Source organism: Microbulbifer mixtoriginis (SeqCode), from assembly GCF_052468275.1.
In genome coordinates this window covers 2644750-2669745 of the sequence record NZ_CP174341.1, presented here as the reverse complement: position 1 = coordinate 2669745, position 24996 = coordinate 2644750, and the positions used below count along the sequence as shown (strand labels likewise).

At 46.9% G+C, this 24996-nt stretch carries 22 protein-coding genes; 16 read left to right on the top strand and 6 right to left on the bottom strand.

Going from position 1 to position 24996, the window contains the following annotated elements; all coding sequences use genetic code 11:
• Positions 1-142: 142 nt before the first annotated feature.
• The 6 genes from ACJJIC_RS11815 (at position 143) to ACJJIC_RS11790 (ending at position 4310) form a co-directional block, all read left to right on the top strand.
• Positions 143-406 (top strand): hypothetical protein, encoded by a 264-nt coding sequence (locus ACJJIC_RS11815; protein ID WP_252085985.1) that lies wholly within the window; start codon positions 143-145, stop codon positions 404-406.
• Positions 399-1061 (top strand): nicotinamide riboside transporter PnuC, encoded by a 663-nt coding sequence (pnuC, locus tag ACJJIC_RS11810; RefSeq protein ID WP_252085582.1) that lies wholly within the window; start codon positions 399-401, stop codon positions 1059-1061. Before ACJJIC_RS11815 ends, pnuC begins: the two co-directional genes overlap by 8 nt.
• A 22-nt stretch (positions 1062-1083) precedes the next feature.
• Positions 1084-1956 carry a phosphotransferase gene (locus ACJJIC_RS11805; protein WP_445356990.1) on the top strand — a complete coding sequence of 291 codons (873 nt, stop codon included), beginning with the start codon at positions 1084-1086 and terminating at the stop codon, positions 1954-1956.
• Positions 1957-2189: 233 nt separating this feature from the next.
• Positions 2190-2651, top strand: coding sequence for a nuclear transport factor 2 family protein (locus tag ACJJIC_RS11800; RefSeq protein WP_445356989.1), 462 nt, complete (start codon positions 2190-2192; stop codon positions 2649-2651).
• Between the two features lie 158 nt (positions 2652-2809).
• On the top strand, positions 2810-3253 hold the full coding sequence (locus ACJJIC_RS11795) for a YtoQ family protein (protein ID WP_445356988.1): 444 nt from the start codon (positions 2810-2812) through the stop codon (positions 3251-3253).
• Between the two features lie 394 nt (positions 3254-3647).
• Positions 3648-4310, top strand: coding sequence for a class I SAM-dependent methyltransferase (locus ACJJIC_RS11790; RefSeq protein WP_445356987.1), 663 nt, complete (start codon positions 3648-3650; stop codon positions 4308-4310).
• A 102-nt stretch (positions 4311-4412) separates the two neighbouring features.
• On the opposite strand, the gene ACJJIC_RS11785 is transcribed toward ACJJIC_RS11790, so the two are convergent.
• Positions 4413-5705: a phosphoinositide-specific phospholipase C-related protein gene (locus ACJJIC_RS11785; RefSeq protein ID WP_445356986.1), complete on the bottom strand. Its 1293-nt coding sequence runs from the start codon at positions 5703-5705 to the stop codon at positions 4413-4415.
• 937 nt (positions 5706-6642) lie between these two features.
• Here ACJJIC_RS11785 and ACJJIC_RS11780 point away from each other — a divergent pair.
• Complete coding sequence (locus tag ACJJIC_RS11780) at positions 6643-7773, top strand: hypothetical protein (RefSeq protein ID WP_445356985.1); 1131 nt, start codon at positions 6643-6645, stop codon at positions 7771-7773.
• A gap of 2 nt (positions 7774-7775) precedes the next feature.
• Entirely contained in the window at positions 7776-8603 is an 828-nt protein-coding gene (locus ACJJIC_RS11775; protein WP_444909855.1) for a hypothetical protein, read from the top strand.
• A 239-nt stretch (positions 8604-8842) separates the two neighbouring features.
• On the opposite strand, the gene ACJJIC_RS11770 is transcribed toward ACJJIC_RS11775, so the two are convergent.
• Positions 8843-9850, bottom strand: coding sequence for a zinc-dependent alcohol dehydrogenase family protein (locus ACJJIC_RS11770; protein ID WP_444890587.1), 1008 nt, complete (start codon positions 9848-9850; stop codon positions 8843-8845).
• 675 nt (positions 9851-10525) lie between these two features.
• On the opposite strand from ACJJIC_RS11770, the gene ACJJIC_RS11765 reads away from it, so the two are divergent.
• The gene (locus ACJJIC_RS11765) at positions 10526-10900 is read left to right on the top strand and encodes a SirB2 family protein (RefSeq protein WP_445356984.1); all 375 of its coding nucleotides are present in this window, start codon (positions 10526-10528) and stop codon (positions 10898-10900) included.
• A 60-nt stretch (positions 10901-10960) separates the two neighbouring features.
• On the opposite strand, the gene ACJJIC_RS11760 is transcribed toward ACJJIC_RS11765, so the two are convergent.
• Entirely contained in the window at positions 10961-12433 is a 1473-nt protein-coding gene (locus tag ACJJIC_RS11760) for an alanine/glycine:cation symporter family protein (RefSeq protein WP_444885250.1), read from the bottom strand.
• Positions 12434-12750: 317 nt separating this feature from the next.
• A complete protein-coding gene (locus tag ACJJIC_RS11755) occupies positions 12751-13605 on the bottom strand; it encodes a beta-keto acid cleavage family enzyme (RefSeq protein ID WP_445356983.1) in 855 nt (284 codons plus the stop codon).
• Positions 13606-13896: 291 nt separating this feature from the next.
• Between ACJJIC_RS11755 and ACJJIC_RS11750 the strand changes: the two genes are divergently transcribed.
• The gene (locus tag ACJJIC_RS11750) at positions 13897-15843 is read left to right on the top strand and encodes a S9 family peptidase (RefSeq protein ID WP_445356982.1); all 1947 of its coding nucleotides are present in this window, start codon (positions 13897-13899) and stop codon (positions 15841-15843) included.
• A 38-nt stretch (positions 15844-15881) separates the two neighbouring features.
• Positions 15882-16382 (top strand): transcription elongation factor GreB, encoded by a 501-nt coding sequence (greB, locus tag ACJJIC_RS11745; RefSeq protein WP_252085569.1) that lies wholly within the window; start codon positions 15882-15884, stop codon positions 16380-16382.
• 123 nt (positions 16383-16505) lie between these two features.
• On the opposite strand, the gene ACJJIC_RS11740 is transcribed toward greB, so the two are convergent.
• On the bottom strand, positions 16506-17729 hold the full coding sequence (locus ACJJIC_RS11740) for an enterotoxin (HBL) (protein WP_445356981.1): 1224 nt from the start codon (positions 17727-17729) through the stop codon (positions 16506-16508).
• A gap of 542 nt (positions 17730-18271) precedes the next feature.
• On the opposite strand from ACJJIC_RS11740, the gene ACJJIC_RS11735 reads away from it, so the two are divergent.
• Genes ACJJIC_RS11735 through ACJJIC_RS11725 form a run of 3 tightly spaced genes read left to right on the top strand, consistent with a single transcriptional unit; the run spans position 18272 to position 21632 of the window.
• A complete protein-coding gene (locus ACJJIC_RS11735; RefSeq protein WP_445356980.1) occupies positions 18272-19852 on the top strand; it encodes a hypothetical protein in 1581 nt (526 codons plus the stop codon).
• A gap of 10 nt (positions 19853-19862) precedes the next feature.
• Positions 19863-20225: a hypothetical protein gene (locus ACJJIC_RS11730; RefSeq protein WP_444888763.1), complete on the top strand. Its 363-nt coding sequence runs from the start codon at positions 19863-19865 to the stop codon at positions 20223-20225.
• A gap of 18 nt (positions 20226-20243) precedes the next feature.
• A complete protein-coding gene (locus ACJJIC_RS11725; protein ID WP_445356979.1) occupies positions 20244-21632 on the top strand; it encodes a hypothetical protein in 1389 nt (462 codons plus the stop codon).
• Positions 21633-21659: 27 nt separating this feature from the next.
• Here ACJJIC_RS11725 and ACJJIC_RS11720 read toward each other — a convergent pair whose 3' ends face one another.
• On the bottom strand, positions 21660-22052 hold the full coding sequence (locus ACJJIC_RS11720) for a hypothetical protein (protein WP_252085564.1): 393 nt from the start codon (positions 22050-22052) through the stop codon (positions 21660-21662).
• Positions 22053-22596: 544 nt separating this feature from the next.
• Here ACJJIC_RS11720 and ACJJIC_RS11715 point away from each other — a divergent pair.
• The gene (locus ACJJIC_RS11715) at positions 22597-24321 is read left to right on the top strand and encodes a hypothetical protein (protein WP_445356978.1); all 1725 of its coding nucleotides are present in this window, start codon (positions 22597-22599) and stop codon (positions 24319-24321) included.
• A 227-nt stretch (positions 24322-24548) separates the two neighbouring features.
• Positions 24549-24986, top strand: a complete 438-nt coding sequence (locus tag ACJJIC_RS11710; RefSeq protein WP_445356977.1) for a MarR family winged helix-turn-helix transcriptional regulator — start codon at positions 24549-24551, stop codon at positions 24984-24986.
• Positions 24987-24996 lie beyond the last annotated feature (10 nt).

Below are 24996 nucleotides of genomic sequence, written 5' to 3'. Positions count from 1 at the left end.
GTAATTTAGCAAATAGCCAATGGTTAACGCCCGTGAATCATCAGATACATAGCTATCTGATAATTCACGGACTTAATCGGGTTGGATAAATAAGAGCCAAGGATAGTTACCCCCTGGATCTCGGTGAATAATGAGAAAAGCTATGCAGCTCTCCGCAGAAATCAGCATGTACCCTCTCAAAGATGAGTACATACCCAGTATTCGAGCCTTTATTGGACGCCTGAATAGCCATTCAGGCCTGAGAGTAATCACTAACACTATGAGCACTCAGGTATTTGGCGAATATGATTTGCTAATGGATGTTCTCAAAATAGAAATGCGCAAATCCTATGAGCAGTTTGGACGCGCTATTTTTGTTTGTAAATTTATTGATGGCGACCTAGCCCCGGCAAAACCCCATGCTTAACTCAGAGCTCCTAGAAATTCTGCGCACCTCAATTGCAGCCATGTCTCTTTGGGAAGTGGCAGCTGTTGTTCTCGCCCTTGCTTACCTGTTATTGGCGATGCGCGAGAAAATCAGCTGCTGGTATGCTGCCTTTATCAGCACGGCAATCTATTTAGTTTTATTTTGGGATGTCAGCCTGCTAATGGAATCAGCACTGCAAGTGTTCTACCTGGGCATGGCGATTTTTGGCTGGTGGCAATGGCGTCATCACGAGGATAAAAACAAAGATTTAAGAATTCATCGCTGGCCACTGCAAACCCACTTGATGGTGATTAGTGGCGTTTTCCTGCTAACCCTAGTATTCGGTTATCTGCTAGATAACTTTACCAGTGCCGCCCTACCCTATCTCGATTCTTTCACCACTTTGGGAGCTGTGGTCACCACCTATATGGTGACCCGCAAAGTTTTGGAGAACTGGATCTACTGGATTGTAGTGGATGGGGCCTCCATCTACCTTTACCTGGATAGAGGGTTGTACCTGACTGCGCTCCTCTTTTTGCTCTACGTGGTATTGGTTGTTATTGGCTTTTTCCAGTGGAAATCCATCTACAATAAGCAAAATCAGCCCGGACTAACCTCTTTAACGGGAAGACAAGCCTCCGCCGCTTTGCAGTAGCAATATCGCCCTATCTATACCTATGCGCCAAAGCCCAAGCGACATCATTCCCTGCGACTGGCATCAGTGGAGCCAGTCCAGACCTAGGTTTATACAGACCTTGGCAGGTGGGCAGACCAATCGAACCTATTTAGTTTCATCAGGGGAAGAGCTCCTGGTTATTCGCCATAACTCCCCACTTAGCCAAGCGCTGGATCTCGACCGGGCAACAGAGGCCCAAGTCCTCAACCAAGCCACTCGCGCCGGGCTCTGTGCTCCCCTTGTCTATTGTGACCCTCAATATCACTATTTGGTAACAAGGTTTATTCAAGGCCAACCCTGGCACAAAGAGGGCCCCAGCGCTTTGAAGCGGCTTGCCAAACGACTTAATAGCATTCACTCTCTCTCGCCGGTTAAGAACCACCTGGATATTGATCAGAAAATAGACCGCTATTGGTCATCGATTAATACTCAAGCTGATTTCTATCCACGTCTTAAACAATTACACCGTGAACTATCCAGCAGTATTAGCGCTTTAAAGGCTGTAAGTGATACTCCCGGTCTCTGTCATAATGACCTAACCAAAGAAAACCTGATCGAAAGTACCAGCGGGGAGCTAATCGCAATCGACTGGGAATATGCTTCCATGGGAGATCGATTTTATGACCTTGCCGCTTTGGTTGAGGAGCACCAATTTTCCCCTGCTGAGCAACAACAGCTACTGGTCAATTATCTCCATCACCCACCAAATGGAGATGACAGGCAGCGCCTTTACCATTGGCGGCTAATCTATAAATATCTATGTGTACTTTGGCATGCACTGCAATGGAGTGCAAAAAAAATCCCCGGTAACTCAAGCACCATCGAATCTCAATGCCAGGCGATATTGGAGTTAGCTGCATCCCGGCCGGCTTAGTAGCTCCTTAGTAAGCCCACCTCATCAACCCGGCAAAAGCCCTGCCGAGCCCCCAAATAAACATAACAGGAATTAAAGGGGATCCTATATGGGGGAAGCCTTCCTAAACAATACAGCTCAAGATACCAAACACATAAGATCAGTATTGACCGGCCATTGCTTTGCAAAGATATAATCACTGCAGACCTGCACAGGTTTACATCAAAATGCACGAGTATAGGGAGATACACATTATGACCAGAACTTTCTTCGGCTTGCTACTCCTCTTCGTCACCGCCAGCTGCTATGCCGACAAGAGGCCTGAAGCTTTTAACACCATCAACAAACTTTTTGCCGCCATGTCAAATTTTGATCATCAGGCAATGAGAAGTACGGTTACTGATTCATTCATCCTTTTAGAACATGGGGAGATCTGGACCATAGAGGATCTTGTTAATGTAGTTAAACCCGCTGGTTACACCCGAACGAATTACTTCAGCATCATCAACTACGAGCAGCAAGGCGAATTACTGACTGTCAATTATTGGAACAAAGCCAACTTTACCCAGAAAAACAAAAGCGAGGATGTTATCTGGCTGGAGAGTGCCGTCCTAGCCAAGGTAGATGGGAACTGGTTACTCCGCCAAATGCATTCTACCCGGCTACCAGCTGGTAAAACGCCAGATAAAGTAACCTTTATCAAGCAAAAACTCTAACTTTAAAGTTAAGCTCAATGTGCTGGCCTTAGGGCCAGCCCTACATTCACTGTAGAGGCTGCAGCCCATACCGTGTCTTTTCCTATCCACTGCAGCATCATGTAAAATAAGCCACAACTATACGATACATAGTGCTTATTATCCCAAGAGGCGGCCCCATGAAGCTAAAAGTGTACCTTTCCGGTGAAATTCATTCTAACTGGAGAACCCAAATTATAGAGGGTTGCAAAAATCTAGGGTTAGATATCAGCTTTTCATCCGCAGTGACTGATCACGATGCCAGTGATGCGGCGGGTGATGGCCTTGGTGAAGAGTTCAACTCTTTTTGGCGTGATCATAAATCGGCCAAGGTCAATGCCATCCGAATCAAACACTCTATTGAGAACTGCGACCTGGCCATCATTCGCTTTGGAGAAAAATATAAGCAGTGGAACGCCGCATTCGATGCCGGTTACTGCGCAGCCCTGGGAAAGCCTTATATCACTCTACACGATGAATCCCTAGTTCACGCCTTGAAAGAAGTCGATGGTTCAGCCCAAGCCTGGGCCCAGAGCCCTGCACAAGTTATCGATATTCTGAAATACCTCACTACCCAGGCTTAACGCCATATGTCACCATCGCCGGCCAATGACCGGCGGTGGTTTGTCGCATAATCGCTCACCTTCATTTTCCCCACTCTTTTTAATCTGTAGCTACTTATGCCTGGAGTAACTGATCGGTTTTCCCTTGATATGACCTATTAATCCATTAGCATTTCATACCAACATCGTCATGTTTTGCTATATCCCACTGTGTCCAACCAATCCATCAATAGATGGCGCAGACATAAACCGAGGCAAGGATACTGACCTTAAAGGCCACAAATGTACGATTCATATAATTAAACTCAGGAGATCAATTAAAAGGTTCTGGCGGGTTTCCCACGATAAACGCTTACATCCTCAATCAGGAGCAACCTTATCAGCTATCGGCCACCCCAGTAGCTTGGAGAGTATCATGAGAATAAGTAAAGAAGTCTGGAAGGGCCAAGCCGCATATTCCAAGACACTGTTATGGCTATATGATTTTTGGGTGTTATTTTTATCAAATCGCTTTATTTGGCGCTGCCCTACACCAATAATTCTTCGGCAATTTGATGAAAATGTAAGCGTCAATCACTTGGACGTGGGTGTCGGCACTGGCTATTTTATGGATAAATGTCATTTTCCCTCACCTCATATCAGATTGGCACTTATGGATTTAAACCAGAACTGCTTGAATATCTCAGCAAAGCGTGTTGCAAGATACAAACCTATTCTATTTCACACAAACGTACTGGGTGAAATGCCTAATGATATAGAGCCATTTGATTCCATTTCTGTTAATTATTTATTCCATTGCTTACCGGGGAGACTATCAGAAAAGCTTATTGCCATAGATTATCTTAATAAACTACTCTCAGATCATGGCACTATCTTTGGCTCTACAATTTTACATGAAGGTGTTTACAAAAGTGCAATCGCCAAACGATTAATGACCTTCTACAACAAGAAAGGAATATTTTCTAACACCCTAGACAGCCAGAAAGATCTGGAGAATTTCCTGCAAAGTAGATTCTCAGAATATTCAATAGAAATTCGGGGCTGTGTTGCACTTTTCTCAGCAAAGAACAAGCGATAAACCCAGCCCCCCAACAATTGCGAGAATACTTGGTAAATATTACTTCATCATTAAGGCCACCTCTCTCCTTGATTTCCTCTTATTTGAAGCAGCAGTATTATTCTATTGTTTGTTCACACCCTTTTGCCAAAGGCCTTCCTGATTTAGATCGTGATACGCTAGCCAAACTGTGGAAACCCCAGCTCCGATCTTGGCACTCATAAGGCGTGCATTGTCATAGCCATTGAATGGAACATCAAAAACTGATCCAGGGTACTCATATTTACAAGCCACTTCTCCTTGAGACCAGTCCGCATCAGCAGCAGTAATCTTCCAGTCACCTTCATCACGGCAAGCAAAGCGATAGCTTTTGGAGCACGCTACATCATTAAAACGACCGTTCACCTTTGAAATAGCGCAATGCTCATTGCCATTCCAGTTGTTCGGCTCCGTACTTTCCCAAGACCAGAGTAGGTCTTCGGGCTCAAGATGCCCAGCACTACCATCACCATTGAACCAGAACATTTCAAATATATTGAGCCCACAGGAAAGATAGCTTTTTACATTAGACTCAGTGATTTCTTTGTCTTGCGGCCCTTTACCACCACTACCAATGCCATAAAGAGTGCTTGGATCGTGTAACCGCGTCATTTGCTTGCTTGCCGAGGTCGTCATTAACTTACAAGTATTGGAATCTGTAGGTTTACTAAATTTGTCTTTGTGGAACCCCTGATATTGCAGACCGAGATGTACCACAGACCTAAAGCTCCCTGATTGTGGACAGATTAAATCCGTATTTACAACGACTATATTTTTTCCAGAATCCAACACATTCTGCTTACTCAAGGAATCCACCGGTAGACCGGTACAACGATTAGATCCCCCTCCAGAGAAACTCGCCTCATAAAGATAGCTTCCTAACTCAGCACGCAACTGACTGGCTATCTGGCCATAATGATCAGAATTTATTTCAAGTTTCAACAATATGACTGACTGAACATTCCCCTCTTCCAACCAGCGAACAATACTTTCCAGCCCACGGCGAAACTTTTTTTCACCACCAAAGCAGACACCATGACATAACCGCAGCTGATTCTCCCCAAAAAATGTTCCGTAATCGCCGACATCTAAAGTAAGCTCACGTACACCGGAGTTTAACTGATCATAGATTGAAATATCCTGATTGGGATCCGCCCAATAGGCACTGTCCCACTCCCGCGCATTATAAGAGTTGTGAGTACCCACCCATTGCGAATGGTTGAAAGGCACATCTTTATCTAACTGTTCTTGCAGGGACAGTTGTATAACACCCTGAGTTGTTGTCGACTTGACGCCCGGAACTAGAAAAAGGCCCACCATAAGAATTACTAGCCGCCCATAAAGGGATAATTTGATCATTTGTTTTTTTATTGTCATGATATACCTATGTCACTATAGTGACTTTATTGTTATCTTGCCTTGCGAAAGGCATACATTCCAAGTCGGAACCTCTAGATATTAATCAAACAAATAATCAAATCATAGAATGAAACCAAATCTGATTAACTGGATAGGTATATAAGGGACAAAAGCTTCTATTTTTACCTGACAGGAAAGCCCCCCAAAAGAAAATTAATTAGACTTTAAATACGCCACGTTCATGCTAATAGTGGCAACCCTTATACAGCATACAACTGACCCGAATATAAACCCATGCTTATAACCGCACCTGGAAAGCAGGCCAAGCCCCTCACTCAACACAGCTAAAATAATTTATATTTTTTACTGAAACCACCAACCAAAAGGCGAAATAAAACCATACAAAAGAGGGCTATATTTCTTACCCCAATAACGAACTCAAACAATTGGATTTAAGAGCCAACCACAAAATCCAGATCAACAACTTCACTGAAGAGCATCGCCTCAGTTGCTCCCTCCCAACCGCTATAAAGCGAGAAAAGAATAGGACTTACAGAAAATTTTCTCTGAAAGAAAACACTAGAAAATCATTTATGGATCGCAATAACACGTATCGCAAAACACAAAAAAATCACTAAGACAGCAGAAAATCAAGTGATCCAACAACAGCCATAACCAAAAAGGACACACCCAACCTCCTCTCAGGCGACTATATCAAGGTTATTCTCAGCACAAAAAATTACAGCCAATTACACCTAAGCAAGGCTCTCAACTCATCACCCACAACCCCAAAATATTACACACGTACCACATTTTCTCTATGTGAAATAAATCACACAAAAACCCTTATGGGCAGTAGTCAAGACTGGCAGATTTCAAGTCACTCCATGATATGATCGCGCAATGGATTTAGCGCCTTAGCGCTATGGTGAATGACTATCAGGGATGAGAGTATATGACTAACCCTCACAATATTGACTACACAGGCTTTATCTTTTTCCACGAAACCACTAAAGGACAAAATGGAAAGCCTGTCTTTATTGATCCGAAACTGCTTCCTCGGTTTATTGATTTGATCGATATCAACTCTGAGGCGGGCAGAAAAACGGCAAACCAAATAAATCAGCTCAGCAGTACCGCTGCTGGAATCACCTCCGAAAGTAACCAAACTAATGGCTTTCAACACCGCGAAAATATAGGGGCTGTACAGGTTAGCTATACCGTGTACCAAGAGGGCAATAGTCATAATAGAGGTCCTGGTGTTTATATCACAGAGCTCAAGCGAGCCAACGGAATTTCCGGAGCGGAGTCTCTGCCAGCAGGATTTTATCTCTCGAAATTAGGAAGGGGAGGATGGGGAGTTGAATCCATTGAAGATGACACTATTCCCACCGTAATTGGCGCAATTGGCGCTTTCTTTGATGGTACTAAATATGATGCGTTATCTACCGCAAAAGAATATGGTGCCTACTTAAAGACCACAGGAAATGCAAACCAAAAGCAACTAAACGACTGTTTTTCACTCTACTATGCTCCAAGCTATCTCGTCGATGAGCTTGGAGTCTGGAAAACGGCGACTCAGAAACTCTCTGGGCCAGACGCCGGACCTCGAGAGCTTGCCCGCCTGTTATATAAATCGCTACCTTGGGATGAGAGAGATCAAACTTTAAAGCATCATTGGTATGTTTTCGGAGAGGGTGCCAAGATGCTTCACCGTACTTTGAAGGAGTTTAGCCAGATAGCCGGAGGGAAAAAGCTACAACAGCATTGTTTTTATTTTGTTAACCCACGAGAAAATATTGGGCTTTTGATGCGGGAAGTTGAAGCCGTAGGTGCACAAACGAAAAAGACCAGTTACAGGCATAGCCTGGATGATATAGCCAGTAAGGTGCACCAAGTAAAGGATGGAGATAACGCGGTGATTGGCCTCCAGAAAATGGATGCGCCCTGGTCTGAGTTCGACAAAATGATACAGGGGGGCAGCAATTATTATCAAAATAAATATATGAATAGCATTGACAATAATCGTACTTTCTCAGACGCGGCTATAAGATTTGTAAGAAACTTCAAAGATGGATGGGGTTAAGTATGGCTAAGGTAGACTCACTGGATCTAGGCCACCCTATTATTGAGCAACTCAATGATATTTACTGGTTGCCCTTCAATGCGCTACCCGTACACCACTACGACTTAGGCGGCTGGCACCTGTCTTTTACAGGAAAGTTAGTAAAGCATATTTATGGAGGCAATCATTATGCCCCATACACTACGCCAATCAACAAAGAAGATAGCTATCCAAGATTTTATGGTGGACAGCCACTTTGGGGCAATAAGAGCCCCTATATTTGGTTTGAATTGCATTCAATCAATGTCGGCTGCAGTGTAGATGTGGGATCAGAAGATGCCTGGATTATTGGCACTGCTTGCTTTGAGATTCGAGTGATCCAGATACGGGAACCATCCAAATCTGGAGTCTTCGACCTCTCTGATCACAACCAGTTAAAGCAATTTATATTTAATAAGCATAAAGATAATCTGGGCCATTTCCTTGATTCTGGATTCAATTACGCTTTTAGCGCCTGGAGCATAGAAGAAATTAAAGAATACAAATTCAAGGGCAGAAACTGGTACGAAATTATTGACGGTAACCAAAGTCTAAATTGGTGTTTCAACCTATATACCCACATATCAGACAAGCATCTTCTACATATTGCATACACCCCTAGCCAATTCTGGCCTCCACATCATATTCCCAGTGAAAAAGCCTTGCGCATTAGCAAATCTCCTTTGTGGGACTTTATGGATAACCTGGAGCTTACCAAAATGGAAGAAGGCAGCCAGGTTGTTACCGGCACTGTAGAGCGAGTGACTACAAGCTCCTGGGGAGAAGATACAGAAGATCTGAGCGGCTGGTAAAGTATTTCAATTAGCGGGCTTACCTAGAACAGATTACATATTTACACATTATTATTTGCGAAAACTATAAAATACAGATTCTTATTTTCTCCGGTAAAAAAATTAACTAGCTGATTAGAGTGTAAAATAAGGATAGCCTGAAGTTAATAAGCTACCCCGCAACTCCTACTATAGAGTGCCCTAAAAGGGCACCTAATAAGTCAGTGTGACGTTATTCTTACCAGAAGATGTCTTGTAAGTTAAACGTGTAGCGACTCACCAATTAGAAGAACCTTACCGTTACGCTCACCTGCCGCAGCAACTTTAACGGCTTCCTTCACTTCGCTAAGGGGATAAGTTGCATGAATCGGTGCAGAAAGCTTACCCTGGGCAACGAGGCTCGTAATGGTTCCAAAAACTTCCTGCTGCCGCTCAGGTGAAGCATTAGCAAACCACTTGGCCAGCCAGAATCCGCGTACAGTAATATCCTTAAAGATAATCACCCCTGGAGCGAGCAGACATGGCTCACCGCTCAGGGCACCATAGTTGACTAGTGTGGCACCCTCGCTAAGGGCTTCACCCAGTCTAGCAGTAGCCATTCCCCCAACGGCATCTATACCCAAGCGAATCTCAGCACCTGCGGTTGCAGCTTTAACCCTCTTGGCTAGGCTCTCCCCTTCCTGATCACCATCTACCAGCACCACATCGGCACCGGCTTCTAGCATTGGCTCAATCAGCGAGGATCTGCGAACTACATTGACTACCTTCAGACCACGAATTTTTGCCAAACTTGTCAGATAAGTTCCTACCGCAGAGTTTGCTGCGTTTTGAATCACCCAGTCTCCCTCTTTCAGATCGACGAACTCACTGAGCAGGAGGTAGGCCGTTGGGGGATTAATGGTAATCATGGATAGTTGTATGGGATCTACCTCATTTGGCAGAGGAATAAGTCCCTTAGCATTTGCCACCATGTGCGTGGCCCAGGTGCCACTGCCAACGGGCAACAGAACAGTTTGGCCAATATCAAGGCCTGACACATTCGGACCCTGCTTAACTACCTTGGCAACACCTTCGTTCCCGCCAATGGCAGGCAGAGGCGGTAACATGCCATATTCACCGGTCAGCGTGAGTACATCTGAGGGGTTGATAGGTGTAGCCAGCATTTCCAGTAATACCTGCCCCTCTTCCAGTTCCGGCTCATTAAACGGAACCGCCTCAATCACATCCTGCGGCACAGGGCCGCGCTCACGATACTCTGCCTTTAGCATATCGACATATCCTTTAAGAAAAATAGCTTTCACTAAGCCGTAAACAATTTCTCTCACTGCCTCTCGAGTAAAACTCGTATTTACCGGCCATTTCGAATTGTTCAGTCTACTCACCATGAGAGAGAGTTCAAGAATATCCACCAAACAGATGTAGGCTAACTGTAATCGTGCGATAGAAACAGGACTGAATCGTAAAGTCAAAGTATCTATTGAAAGCAAGTTGCTTTACAAAAGCTCACTGGTCACTCAAACAAATATCTTTGACACCCAGCATCTACTCGGTTGATTTTTTTCAAACTTAATAAAAGCCTGTTACCTCTTTACTCCTTATCTCCTCAGACTCTCACACTATCCTGCATCAGCAACGCAACAAACACTCCAAGATTAAAAAGAAATAGAGGTAAGCCTTAGAGAACATCACCGGAGTGCAAATCACCAGCAACTTATCCAAATGTCAACATGGAGCCGCTTGCCCCTTCACCACTAACTGATAAATATTGAATATGGATAGGGTTCAATTACTTACGCAGAAAAGTATCCTTCTATCTTTTTGATGTACAGAATCGCGATGAGCCGCTATTATCAGCAGCGGCTCTAGTTGCACTCTTAGCAAACTTGGTGACTTTTACACCATGACTAAGAAATTTAATTTGAAACAACCCTTTAGCTTTATAGATGTTTACCTACACACTGATTAAGCATACCCATATCACAGCCGCAGTACTTAGCCTTTCTCTTTTTCTGTTGAGAATGGGGTTGGAGTTCACAGGAAAGCCTCACTGGAGAAAAACCTTCCTTCGCTGGATGCCCCATGCCAATGATACCCTGCTGTTATCTGCAGCTGTAGCGCTGGTTGTGATCGGCAGCTGGAATCCGGCTGTCTTCCATTGGCTTGCAGTAAAGGTTGCACTGGTATTCGGTTATGTGATTGCCGGATTCTTCGCACTGCGCCAATCCATGCCTCAACCTACACGCATCATTTCGGCTCTTTTGGCCATGGTGCAAATTGGCTTTATTTTTTATTTGGCAATTCAAAAGCCTACTCTCTAATACAACTTTTTATTCAATTTGCCCACAAAGCCAGTACTCACAACTCAGTGGGCAGCGAGCTCAATTCCGATCCCATACTGTGTGATCAATCCCTTTAATATCGTATTTTCTCGCATCAAACACCGGCTCCTTAATTCCTTGATTAAGCTGTGCTTCATAGTCTCCCAGCACTTTGAAAGCGACACCGGAGAGCAAGGTAATAGCCAATATATTGGTAGAGGCCATAAATCCCATCGCCACATCTGCCATGCGCCAGAGCAAGGTAAAATTCTCAGTACTTCCACTGTAAGAAACCCAGGCACCAAACAGGATAAAAATTAAAAAAATTATCCGATAACAAAATATAGAAGTGGGAGTATGGTAAAGATAAAAAATATTGGTTTCACCGTAATAGTAATTACCAATAATCGAAGTAAAGGCAAAAAACAGCAGTGCAAACGCCACGAAACCACTTCCCCAGGAACCCACCACGCTAGACAGAGAGTCCTGAGCTAATTTAACTCCCTCCACATTGCCCACCATATACACATCGGCAACTAAAATAATTGCCGCGGTACAGGTACAGATAACAATGGTATCCAGAAAAACGGAAGCCATTTGCACATAGCCCTGTACCAGTGGATGCTTAACATCCGCTGCTGCACCCACATTCGGTGAAGAGCCAAGCCCCGCCTCATTGGCAAATAGCCCACGCTTTATTCCATTGGAAACTACCGCCCCCAGGGCTCCTGCGCCAGCCTGTTCCAGTCCAAAAGCATTCCTTAATATCATACCCAGAATCTTGGGCAACTCCCCCAGGTTCATCAGCAAAACCATAAACGCCACTGTTAAATAGGCGATAGCCATAAAAGGCACCACCACTCCGGCAAAGCGTGCGATAGAGCGGATACCACCAAACACAATAATGCCCGCAATCACAGCTACCACAATCCCGACCAGCATGGGGTTGATTTCCCAGGCGTCGTTTAGGGCCGTGGCCATAGCATTCGATTGAATGGAGTTGAAGACAAAGCCGTAGCACATCAGTAAGAAGATGGAAAAACTTACTGAAAGCCACTTCCAGTTAGGGCCTAGGCCTTTTTTGATGTAGTAAGCCGGTCCTCCACGGAAGGTCCCAGGTTGCTCACCTTTCTCTTTATAAACTTGCGCGAGGGTATTTTCGACCATGCTGGTGGCCATACCGAGCCAAGCCACCATCCACATCCAAAAAACCGACCCAGGACCCCCAGCAGTAATTGCCACGGCAACACCCGCCAAACTACCGGTGCCAATCCGTGCTGCGGCACTGGTGGCAAACGCCTGAAACGCGGAAATTGAGCCCGGATGATCCTTATGAATACCTCGCACCATTACCATCGCCATATGACCAAAGTGGCGAAATTGAATAAAGCGACTGCGAATGGAGAAGTAAAGGCCAATAGGTAGCAAAGCAATAATCAGGACACCGAGCCACCACTGTCCTTCAATCCCCCCCCACAAAAGCCGGTTGGCCCAATCAATCGCCTTGATTATTCGGTCCAACAACTCTTGCATCCACCGCTCCCTGGCACAGCCTATATTTATGCATAGATCAACCGCTGGAAACGGCTATCCCCACTAAAGACTAGCAGCCGCTACAGTGCTAACGGGTAGGTAACCAAGCGGACCTTTTGCAGGAAAAGTAAGAATCACTTGGTTCTATGGCGCTTAAAAAATCCAGACCAGCTGGAAAGGGAAGCGAAAAGGATTCTTGGCTCTTGGCGCCCAAGCAAGATAGAGCAGGCATAAAATGGGGAAAAATCGACAGAAGGTGGGCTCTGGGAGGTAGACCAGTGACACTGAGGGCCCACTGGTCTATGCACTGAAAAGAATTAGCAGAAGATTTCCCGCGCCCGCTCTGGAGACACCACCTTACGACCACTCTCTTCTGCGATCACGGCCAAAGCCTCAATCAACTGGCCATTGCCAGAGGTACGCTCGCCACCAGGCAAATAGAAAGTGTCCTCTACTCCAGAGCGTAAATGGCCGCCCAGCTCCGCGGTCTTGCGGTGCACCGGCCAGATTTCCTCACGCCCAATCACAGTACTCTGCCACAAGCTATCTGAACGCATATATTTAGGCAGCAACTCCAACAGCTCGGGATCCGCTGGCATACCAGATGCCACCCCCATCACCAGGTTATAGTTGGGCTTATCGACCATACCCACATCGGCATACATACCAACGGAGCGGACAATGCCTACATCAAAGCACTCAAACTCCGGCCTGGTACCCGTTTCACGACATACCGCCAGCAGTTCCTCCACCTTGTCTACCGGATTATCGAACACCATCGGCGGCCAGGCCCAGGTGCCGTTGGATCGGGCTTTTAAGTAATTCAAGCTGCCCGCATTGCAGGCGGCGATTTCCGGCTTACCTGCACGCACACACTCGAGAGGTCCACGCTGGTCCCGACCGATAGTGCCGGTGGAAAAATTTAAAATAACTCCGGGGCACTTAGCCCGGATTGCATCGGCAATTTCCAACGCCACTTGCGGTTCCCAGCTGGGAAGATGCCCCTTGCCCGGCTCTTGAGCTCGAAAATGTACATGCATTACCGAAGCCCCGGCATCAAAGGCTTCGCGGGCTGAGTTTGCCATTTGTTCCGGCGTTACCGGAACCGGGTGTTGTTGCGGATTGGTGAGCACCCCGGTTAGGGCGCAGGTGATTACCACTTCATCGGACATCGCAGGCTCTCCTGAATTATCTTTATTTGGGCCGCTTTAGGTTCGGCACACTAGGCTTTGCCGAATTCCGCTGATTGCCATGCTCTCAGTACCTGCGCCTCATCCGTGCGCGAAATACCCTGAGCCGCATCCATACTTTGGGGTTAATGAAGGAGGTATCAAACCCCGCCACCAAGCGCTTGCTTGGTCATCAAAGACTAACACAGGCTTTAACCCGTAAAAAGGCACCTTGTATCGCTAAAACAGGCCCGGCAGAATGCAAAAAAATCTAATTTAGGAAACCGGTATCCGATGAGTGATCACTCCATAACAAACTCCACCCCTTATGGCAGCTGGAAATCTGCAATCAACGCAGAATTATTGGTTGAAGGCAGTGTTCGCCTGGCGGAAGCCAGCTTGGTGGATGGGTGTTACTACTGGTTAGAGTCGCGTCCTTCAGAAAAGGGGCGTAATGTTCTGGTGCAGTATTGCCCGCAAAATGGCCGGCGCGATCTCACCCCCACCCCACTGAGTATTCGTTCCAAGGCGCACGAATATGGCGGTGGTAGCTACCTTGTCCACGGCGACACCCTGTACTTTGTACTTGCGGAAGATCAGCGTATTTACCGGATGGAGATCGGCAGCGACCTGCCTGAGGCTATTACTCCAGAAAGTGAATCCCGCTATGCGGACCTACACCTCGACACAAAAAGAAATCGTCTGATTTGTATTGAAGAAGACGACAGCGGCCACGCTGAGGGACAGGAAGCACGTGCACGAATTATCGCCATCGACCTACAGTCTCCGCTGACTACCCCCCCAAGGGTTTTGGTTGAAGGCGCAGACTTCTACTCAAACCCCACCTTGAACACCAGCGGAGACCAGTTGAGCTTCTTGCGCTGGCATCACCCTAACCTGCCTTGGGATGGCACCGAACTGTGCCTGGCCACTCTGAGTGAGCAAGGAGAGGCCATTGAGATCACTCAAGTGGCCGGCGGAGATAACGAATCCATATTCCAACCCCAGTGGTCGCCATTGGGGCAGCTTTACTATGTCTCCGACCGCAATAACTGGTGGAATTTATACAAGCTGGGACAAGATACCCCGCTTTGGAAAAAAGAGGCTGAATTCGCCACACCGCAGTGGGTGTTTGGAATGTCCACTTATGGCTTTATCAGTACTGAGGAAATTCTCTGTACTTACACCGAGAATGGCCTTTGGTATTTGGCCAGCGTAAATACCCTTACTGGTGAACACCAGCTGATCCAGCAGCCCTACTGTGATATCGAGAGCCTGCGCTGTGAAAATGGCAAAGCGATTATGATTGCCGCCGCAAGAGACAGCTTCCCTGCAATAATCTCTTTTGATCTGGCAAGTGAGGCCCTTGAGACAATCGCCAGCAGTAACAAACGCTCACTGCCTGCCGAACTCTTCTCCAGCGCCCAGGCCATTACTTTCAATGTCGATGAGCGAGAGGTACACGGTTTTTACTACCCCCCGCACAACCCGGACTTCAAGGCACCAGAGGGCGAAAAACCTCCGCTTATTGTTTTTAGCCATGGCGGCCCCACTGGAGCCACCTCTGCCGGCCTCAATTTGAAAGTACAGTACTGGACCAGCCGCGGCTTCGCCATTCTGGATGTGAATTATTCCGGTAGCACCGGTTATGGCCGCGAGTACCGTGACCGCCTTACCGATAAGTGGGGCATCTATGATGTGGAAGATGTCTGTGCAGGCGCCGAATACCTGGTCAATCAGGGTTTGGCCGATCCAGAGCGGCTGCTGATCAAAGGTGGCAGCGCAGGCGGTTATACCGTGTTAGCAGCACTAACTTTTCACAACACTTTCAAAGCCGGGGCCAGTCATTATGGAATCGGTGAATTGAGCAGTCTCGCTAAAGACACTCACAAGTTTGAATCCCGCTACCTGGACAAATTAGTCGGCCCCTGGCCATCCGCCGAAGCAATCTATCAGCAACGCTCTCCTATTCATCATGTGGAGCAACTGAGTTGTCCGGTGATTTTCTTCCAAGGTTTGGAAGACAAGGTAGTACCACCAAACCAGGCGGAAACTATGGTGAGAGCCCTGAAAGAGCGCGGTATTCCGGTTTCCCATATCACCTTTGCCAATGAAGGGCACGGCTTCCGTAGTGGAGACAGCATCAAAATGGCCCTGGAGGGAGAGCTGGAATTTTACAGCCGTATTTTCAATTTTCCCCTGGCTGAAGCCGGCCCCGGAATTACCATTGAGAATCTGTAATCAATCATCCCAAACCTTTAGAGGAAGCCATTAATACCATGGGAAGATGGAGACCACCGCGCCCGCGCGGCTCCCGCTATATCACTGCGGAGGGCGCGCAACGTATGCGCGCCGAAGTTAAGCATCTATGGGAGGAGGAGCGCCCCAGAGTCACCCAGGCGGTAAGTGATGCCGCTAAGCTGGGCGATCGCTCGGAAAATGCCGACTATATCTACGGCAAAAAGCGCCTGCGTGAAATAGACAGCCGTGTGCGTTTTTTGACCAAACGCCTGGAGGAAATCACCGTAGTAGATCAAGTGCCTGAAGATCGTGAAAAAGTCTTCTTCGGTGCCTGGGTCACATTGGAAGATGAAGAAGGTGTAGTCATAAGCTACAGAATCGTTGGCCCAGATGAGTTTGACGTAAAAGCCGGCCTGATCTCTATGGATTCTCCCGTAGCTCGTTCATTGCTAGGGCGCAGACTCGACGATGAGATAGATATTCGTCAGGGGGAAAAATGGCAGACTTATTTTATTACTGAAATCCGCTACGAAGAGTAGAAGCCAACTCCTCATAACTCTAAGCATAACAGCAGGAAAAATAGATAGATTTTTTAATTGATAAATAAAAAAGGCTTATTTCCCTCGAAATAAGCCTTTGAATCAATATTGCGTTATCTATTTCTAGAGGCTGTTGTAGTACTGAATTACTCCAACCGCATTGCCACTGGCAAAAGCAGACTGAACTTGATCTGAGCTCATGCCAATTGTCAGATCTGCATCATTTACATTAAGCTCAAGATACAAGCTGCCCGCCTGGGAATAGGCATCATCCCATTCAGTGATCGCATCATTGAGGTCATTGATTACGGCCGAGAAGTTAGCGCCCTCCTCGTCAGAAATGGCTGTCTGAATATCACTAATGGCGCCAGATACATCACTTTCAAGAGTTTGCCACTCTTGCAATACAGCCTGCAAATTATCTTCAACCTGCTGGGTCTCCTCAGCGAGCTGCCCAAAGCTTTGCGACAACATCTGAAGAGTTGATACATCTGCAGTTACCAGATCCATTTTTGCTTGCTTATCCTGGATGCTCTTTTGATCTGCAACAATTTTGGCGGCATCCAAAGCAATAAAGGTACTTGCCACTGCAGCTACTGGCCCCATAACAAACCAGGTCAACAGGCCTTCAGGGAAGGCTACTATAGAAGCGACAGTACCCAAAGAAATAGCGGTAGCATCCGCAATACCAAGAGCAACAATGCTTGCTGTCAGTGATTTGATATCTGCCTGAAGATTCTTGATATCTTTCTTTAAATCAGCAATTTGTTGTTCATCAGCCTGCGCATCCTGAACAGACTTATCGGCAATTGACTGCAATTGAGTCGCCATATCAGGCAATTTATCCTGAAACCCTTGAATTGCCTTAACTGCGCCACTGATAAAGGTCGAAACAATACCCAGCTGAGAGGTGATTGAATCCAGGTCGTTCTTCAATATATTAAGAGCCGATGTATTACCTGGGTCACTATTGAGTGTATTCGCCTGGGTTAAAGCATCCTGCAACAACTGACTGATAATACCGTTGTAACTTTGCACCTCACTGGGCACATCCAGAAGCCTGGCCAGTACATTATTTACCCAATCAAGCGCGTCGGTATTGGCCTGTGTATAGGCCGCTACAAACTCACTCCAATCCGGCGGATTTTGATTTAAGGTAGGCAAGCTTGAGGACAAAACGCTAGTCACCAGAGTGTTTATTGCAACTACATTCTGCTTGTACGTATTCTGAGTTTCGCGAATAGATTGAGCACTATGCTTGAAAGCTTTTGCTAATGAAAGTTTCACCACCACTGGACTGGAACTTTTCTCCGCCACCAAATCTACGTCATCACTTACCTGTGACATATTTATTTCTCTCTTAATGAATATTTAAGATGAAACCTGAGATCTCCAAGAAACACCTTGATTTAGGCGCAGCCCAATATAGCAAGCTTTAACTGTAACCAATATGCCACCCCTTATAATGAATCGGAAATAGAAATATATTTATATTCACATCTCAAATAAAGAGCGCCAAACCCAGCGCAATGAGCACCTCAATAACCAGTGAAAATTGAAATAAGGGATAGATTTCTCAACAGCATGCCTGACGGAAAGCTCATATGCTCAGACCTATAGAACTATAAATACCGCACCCATTTTTCAATCCAATAAAATCGTTGAATTAAAGGGTGTTTAAAATACCCCCTGAAAACCTAAAATTTTAAACTTAATCAGACCGACCTATCTTTATATAAGCCCCAACCCCAAGTAAGCATCAAAGCAAATAAGCCGCCGAAAGTATATCCGCTCAACAATTTACTATGCTTAATAACATGCCAAATAGAAAAGGTTGCAATTCCGCCAATAGTAAATATTGAGCCACCCATCGCATCCAGGAGACACCGATGCCAATGGCCAATGAAAGCCCCTACCCACTCAAAAATGCTTTAAAGCGTGCCCGGTTTGATTTACTCCCTGCCTTTAACAAACAGCCTACTGAATTATTGAAACTCTTTCGCGAGGCCCTGACTCTTCAACAGCCGATATTATCTCACTCATGGAAAGAACTAGACCAACAGGCACGACTCTGCATAGGGTTGGGCTATGGTGAGTACCGCAATCTTCAAGGCCTCTTAGAAAGCACCAACCAATTGCACACTCTGCATCACCGTATGGGTTTAGAGTTTCTGTTTGTGCTGCGTGGCATTGCTATTGGCGAGAGTCGAAACCAATGGGCTGAAAACCTTGAGCGGCGAATTCGCAGCATGGACCCCGAAGATCGGTTAAATAAGATTCTCGTTAAAGCAGAAGAATTAGCTGGTAATAAGCTCTCAGAACAGACTCTCACGCGTTTACGCAAAAAAATTGCAGGCCTGGACGAGAGAATTAACCTGCAGGAATCCATGGCCAGATTAGCTAATGGGGAGATAAAAAATATAGACTTGTTAAAGGCTTATTTTCCAGAAAATACATCTTCAATGGCCCTGAGATTAAACAGTGCCGCTGATGCTGTCATCATGTGCCTAAGTCGAGGGCTACTCGCGCTAACACATGCTCAATTCAATATTGCTCTAGATACTGAAGCAGCTAGTACCGACTTTTCCAAGCGCAATATACATTCCATTAAAACGATTATAAAAGTATTTTCCAACCTACTTAAAAGTGGCCACAAGCGTATTTACAGCGCCCTACTTCTTGGAAAATCAGTGGAGATCAAACAGGCGTGCTTGTTTCTGGCCGGAGATATTGAGAGCAAACTCCCCCAGTTCGCAAGCGCTCAAGCTGTAATACACAACACAATTACCGAAATATTGCGACGTGGTAGTGGCGGCCTGGCGGAGAGGCTTGGCGATCTCGCGGTGGATGCGCACTTTCTCACCCGCATCGCCATCGCTAGCCAGGCTGCCTGTTATCGACTTGCGCTTGGTTGCGAGGGACTTAATTCCGATAGAGAGATCAAAAACCTTCAGAAAAATATCTACACCATGCCTTTTTCGACAACGCTTCCCAACGGTAAAAATATAGAACTGTCGAAGCTAGAAGCCAGTCCAGAGGGAGAGTTTGTTGAAATCAGGGGCTTTGTCGAAGAGATCACCTCCCCACCTCAGGAGGGCCGCATGCTATTAAGCCAACTGATATTGAAAGATCCCTCCAGTAATGCCGAGGCAAATGCCGTGGTGCGCTTTGCTCACCTACCACATGCCGGTATTTGTCCAGGCGCTTTCTGCAGACTCAGTGGCACTTATAGACATCACTCAAGCCTGTTCGATGGTAAACCCGCCGTTGAGGTCGATTCCCTGGCCCTGGCCGAGATTGGTAAGTCCAGCTTCGAAGTGAGCTTTATAAGGCTCGCCAACCGTTGGTTCCAGCCCTGGCGTAGCAACGCCAATCTCTACTGGTCTCTAGGTGCCCACCAAGTTGATGAGCACTCTGAGGCCACCTTGGGGGCCGGAGAGCTACTATTTACGCCCCTAATTCGTCCTTAGGAGGGCTACTATGCCACCAGATGATGGATGCATGACAGAACTGGACAGAGTCCACGACCAGATTGCGGAATTAGATGTACTTCTGGCGATGGCACAGCTGGCAAAAGCGGAGTGGCACGCCGCCAAAGAGGCAGTGCGCAGCGAATGCCTGGAGACAGCGATACCCAGCCTGCCCAACTTACATCAAAAGGATGAAATGGATTTTCCCATAGAGCCAATGGATCACGCAGTATCCGAGTGCATTGAAACTCACCCAGACGTGCTCGCTGCCTGGGACCTGTTCGAACAGATAGCCCTGGAGCTCGAAATTGAGTTGGAAGTAGCCCACGCACTACTCGATGAATACAAAGCCTGCTCCCACGCGCTGATTTGAGGAGACTTTTGCTGGCAAATGACCACCATGCGATTTATCGCCAATTTACGCCGGCAGACACTGGATGCCTTTGCCAACCATATGATTACCGCCGAAGGCTACCTGCTATCTGCCCACCGGATTACCAATCCCAACCTGCAAATGGCGGCAGAAGTACGCCGTAGAGGGTTGCCCCTGTTTGCCGATAACGGCACCAAACAACTGATTGATGCGGTCATCTCGCAGTTCTCTGAAGAAGCCCGACAAGTGACCCTGCGGGTAAAAGCTCTGCGCCGTCAACTGGGTCAACTGCCCCGCGGTAATGAAGTCCCAAAAGATTTGCGCATATTGGCAGATACACTGGCGGAGAGAGTACTTGCCAACTGTAATGAGCGTTCAAATAGCATTGATACCAGTCTCCTGCTGCAGCGCCAGCTGTTAATGCATCCCACCCACCTGATCGCTCAGGAGGACTTCGCCACTACCTGCCTGGTGGCTTTGGACCTGGAGCGGGAAATTACCGGCTGGCGACCAGAGCGTATCGCCGCGCGCAATCGTCAGAGCCTGAGACTATGGGAAAAAATCGCTGAACACCCACTAAGCCAAGGCTTGACTGTTTATGCAGTACTGAGCGCAATGGATTACAACACCGGCCGGGACGCCGGTCGGCTGGCCGCACAAAGCGGGGTGCATTCAGCTGCCATAGGACTGGCCAGTATTTGCGGGGATTTAAATGCGACAGACTTCTTTGTGCTCAACCGAGCCTCTTTCAAGCTGGATAGGCCTGTACCACGCCGTTATGTGCGCTTGGCACAGGTGCTTAAAGGCATTACAGATGGCTTCCAGGATCACAACATACCCTTGCAAAGATTCCACTGCCTCGGACTCGGTGCTCCATCACTGCTGCCGATTGCCGCAGCTGCCCTGCCGGCAAATACCCAGATTACCGCCGATGCCACCAGCCCAATACATGCCGCAGCTAAAGACCGTGTGCTCTACGATCCGGAGAATTTTGGCGACCGGGCAACCACCAGAGAAATCGTTGAGCGAATAGTAAAAGGGGGCAACTGGCCCTTCCTCAGCCCATTCACCCAAACTTTCAAACAACGTTTTGGACACGACCCCGAAGCCGCCCGAGACTGGTGGAAAGCCCAAGGACAACCACCTATTAGCAGGGAGACCTTGCAACAACCCAGCAATCTCAGTACGGCGTTGCCCCTATTCTGTGAGGCAGACCCACAAATTCGGTCTATCGCTCGGGATACCTGGATAGCTCACAATCACTGGGTTCTGGGGGAATTAACTGAGAGTAGAAGCGACCCGCAAAGACACGAACTTGCTTACCGCATTATTGATCACTGGCTGGAGGGGCCATCAACAACGACCAGCCGGGGCTTGAAAGCCGCCAAAAGAATCCTGTTAATGTAGACCGATCAAAAAAGGAAACAAGCGGAATTACTCAGCCCACTTTATGGTGAGCGCGGTAACAATCCCCCAGATCCAATTAAAAAATACTACAAAAATTGGGGTAAGCGCCCCCAGCTCAAGCCCTGCCATACCTTTACCGGCCATCACAGGAAAAACAACAAAAAGCTGGAACGCCGTGGGGAGTAGGCTCAAGATGCTTCCTTTTAACAACAGCCTTGATGGTAGGAAAGGAAGAATAAAAAACAGACCCCAAATACCACCCCATACCACTCTGGGATATAGCCATTCAGCAGACAAGGTAGGGGTGATAGATACCCCGAGAGATGGGGTTATTCCAAAATCCCCAAACAGCCAGACCACAACGCTATTTGCCACAGCACCCAAACAGCCGGCCGCAAAGAAAATTAGTAGTTTTTTCATTTTTTGTCCCAGAATCTTTAGAAGCCTATACCTCTAAACCTTAAACGCTGACTTTAAAGTAGCAAACTTAAATCCGCGCCAAGATTTCACGCCTGAATAAATTAGAGACCTCCAAGCCAAGCTCCTTATCAACAGACTAACACCACTACTACAAATTTTTACGGCAGCAAAAAGTAGCAACCGTTCAACGCCTTTTATTCGCACTCTCCTGCACAGCCCTCAAAAGACTACAAAACCCACCAACCTGTAATAGACCATCTACCCCCTAAGCAAATAGCAAACTTATTTTTAATACCAAACCGTACCAATTAACAAGCACTAAAATTCACTTTTAAGACACAAAAAAATAAACAACCAGACCCAAAAGAAACCTGAGTAAAAATATATTTTAAAAGTGAGAACCAAGGGACCCAACTGATCGAATCGGCAACCTTCAGCGAGAGAAAATACCTATCGTTTAATCCAATAAATTCCTGTAATACACAAGTGGTACATTTATGGTGTTTAACACCAGAAATCAAAATCAATATAGGAACAAGTACTGATGAAAGTACCAGTAGTAGGAATGCTGTACCCGATTTTTTTAGGATTGGCGATACATTCAGCCAGTGTCAATGCGCAGTCTTTTGATGAGGGCGCCTATCAAGATAGGCAGCTGCAATATATTGAGGAGGGCGTTTCTTCCACTAATGATACCGCTGTCGTCTTACAGGCATACACCGGCGATGAGCTCAATTGGGAGGCGCTGAATAAGAATTTGGATGTCCTGCGTAATGGCGGCAAGAAGAATTCAGACTTCACCCTTACCAGACTCATCCGTATCCTGTTTTTCCGCCCAGAAATTAAAGATGAACTCTTTGCTGCTTTGGACGGATACCACTTCTGGTTTAAGGAAGGCGGCACTGGGGATCACGTCTTCGCCTCTGAAAACCATATGATCATGTACACATCTGCCCAGTATCTTCTACAGGAAAAGTACGGTGCATTTGAAGACGACAGAACTTACAAGCGCTTAAAGCGCTACCTGGAAGTAAAAAACCAGTATGGTTTCTATGAGTTTTACTCCCCGGTCTATTACCCCTACACCCTATCTGCGCTACTTAACCTCGTCGATTTTTCTGAAGATGCAGAAATTCGCGAGCTGGCTACGGGCGCTGCGCAACGCTTGCTGCAGGACATACTACTGGTCACTAACGACCAGGGCATCCTTTTCTCAGCCGCAGGCCGCAGTAATGATGGCTACCGCAGGAACGGTTCCGGCGGCAACATCAACCGCATCATTTACCTACTAACGGGTCTCGGTAAGGAATCAGTGAGAACACCGAGCCCCGCAGGTGTAATGCTGGCCACCTCTGGCCTGGAAATTACCGATGACATCTTCAAGTATTTCGGTAAAGATCTGAATATGAATTACTCGGTAGGCCACTCTCTCGGCGATGCCAAAAACGATATTTATGCTGACTTCCCCCGCGAAGAGCGCGTGCCTTTCTATTGGAGTCAAGGGGCTTATTTCCACCCGGATGTAGCTGCCGATACCGCTTGGTTCGTCAGTAAATATCAGCTTGAAGGCTATGAAGGACTGAAAGCTTTCGACCAGTTCCTGGGGCTTTCAGAAGCTGCCGCCCCTGCTGCCGCCAAGGCCGGAGCGGTATTCAGCCGCAGCTCCGTGCTCTCTGGCGCTAACTTTTCCATGTATAAGGATGGCGGTGTGATGATGCACTCCATTCAGAATTACTGGGGTGGTCGCCAGGGCTATCAGCAAACTCCCTGGATCGCTACCACCGGCACCCAATCGGTCTGGGCGAAGGTTGGCGATGGCAACAGCACCATGCAAAACGATCACCACCCTAAGATTAAGCAGGTGAACAATGTTGCCGTAATCCAATACAACCCCTATCCGGCAATTGAACTGTTCCATTCCGGTGGCTCCAACGTGGCATTGCAATGGCCAGAAGGTTTTGAGGAGGAGAAGCGCAGCGGTAACTGGAAATTCGGCAAGGAAGACGACGGCTATATCGCCGTGCGCTATCCCTGCGGTAACGGCGATTCCAATACCGTTAGCTGCGACTGGAACGAACAAACCTGGGTAGTGATTATGGGTAGCGAGGAGCGCTATGGCAGCTTTGAAGCCTTTAGTCAAAAGGTGCTCAATGAGGTCAGCTACGATGCCGACTGGGAGTGGCACGGCTCCTTCTGGAAGGGCACATTGAAATATGTGTATGACTCAGACGTAAAGTTTGATGGAACCGATATCAGCTTAACCTGGTAAGCGCGACTCCTTTCGCTCTTGGGGAGGGGCTCCCCCTCCCCTTTAATCGGCTTTTTAGCTTTCAATACTTTGCGCCCAAAGGCGAAAGTTTCTACAAAGCTCACACAGTAATTTCTCCCTCGACGAAAAGCTTCTTTCGCCCCAAAACAATACCCTTCGATTTAGTTGACACAATCAACCGCCTAAAATAAAGTTGATAATATCAATCAAGTTAACGCGACAACCCTGTGAGCTACTCAGTCAACGAAACCTTGCACCAGCTGATCCACGCTTACAAAAAGCAGCTGCGGATCAGCATTCAGGAGCAAAGAATTGACCTTCCGGTAAATCATATTCGCGTGCTCAAGGGAATTTGCAAGTATCCGCAGAGTACCGCACGGTCAATTGCACTGCGAATGAATCAAGATAAGGCCCAGATTACACGGGTACTTAATGAGTTGGTTCAATCCAAACTTATCAAAAAAACAGACAACCCTAATGACCGCCGCAGTCAGTTCCTTGCTCCCACAGCATCAGGAAAAAAGATTCTTGAAAAAGTGCAAAACCTGGAAACAGAGGTTATCGCTGTAATGACTCAAAACCTGAGCGAAAAAAAACTCAAGGCGTTTGCCCATATCGCCAGCGTTATGATCGAGAACCTGACCGAACACTCTACTTCAGATTAAGGAGCCTCAA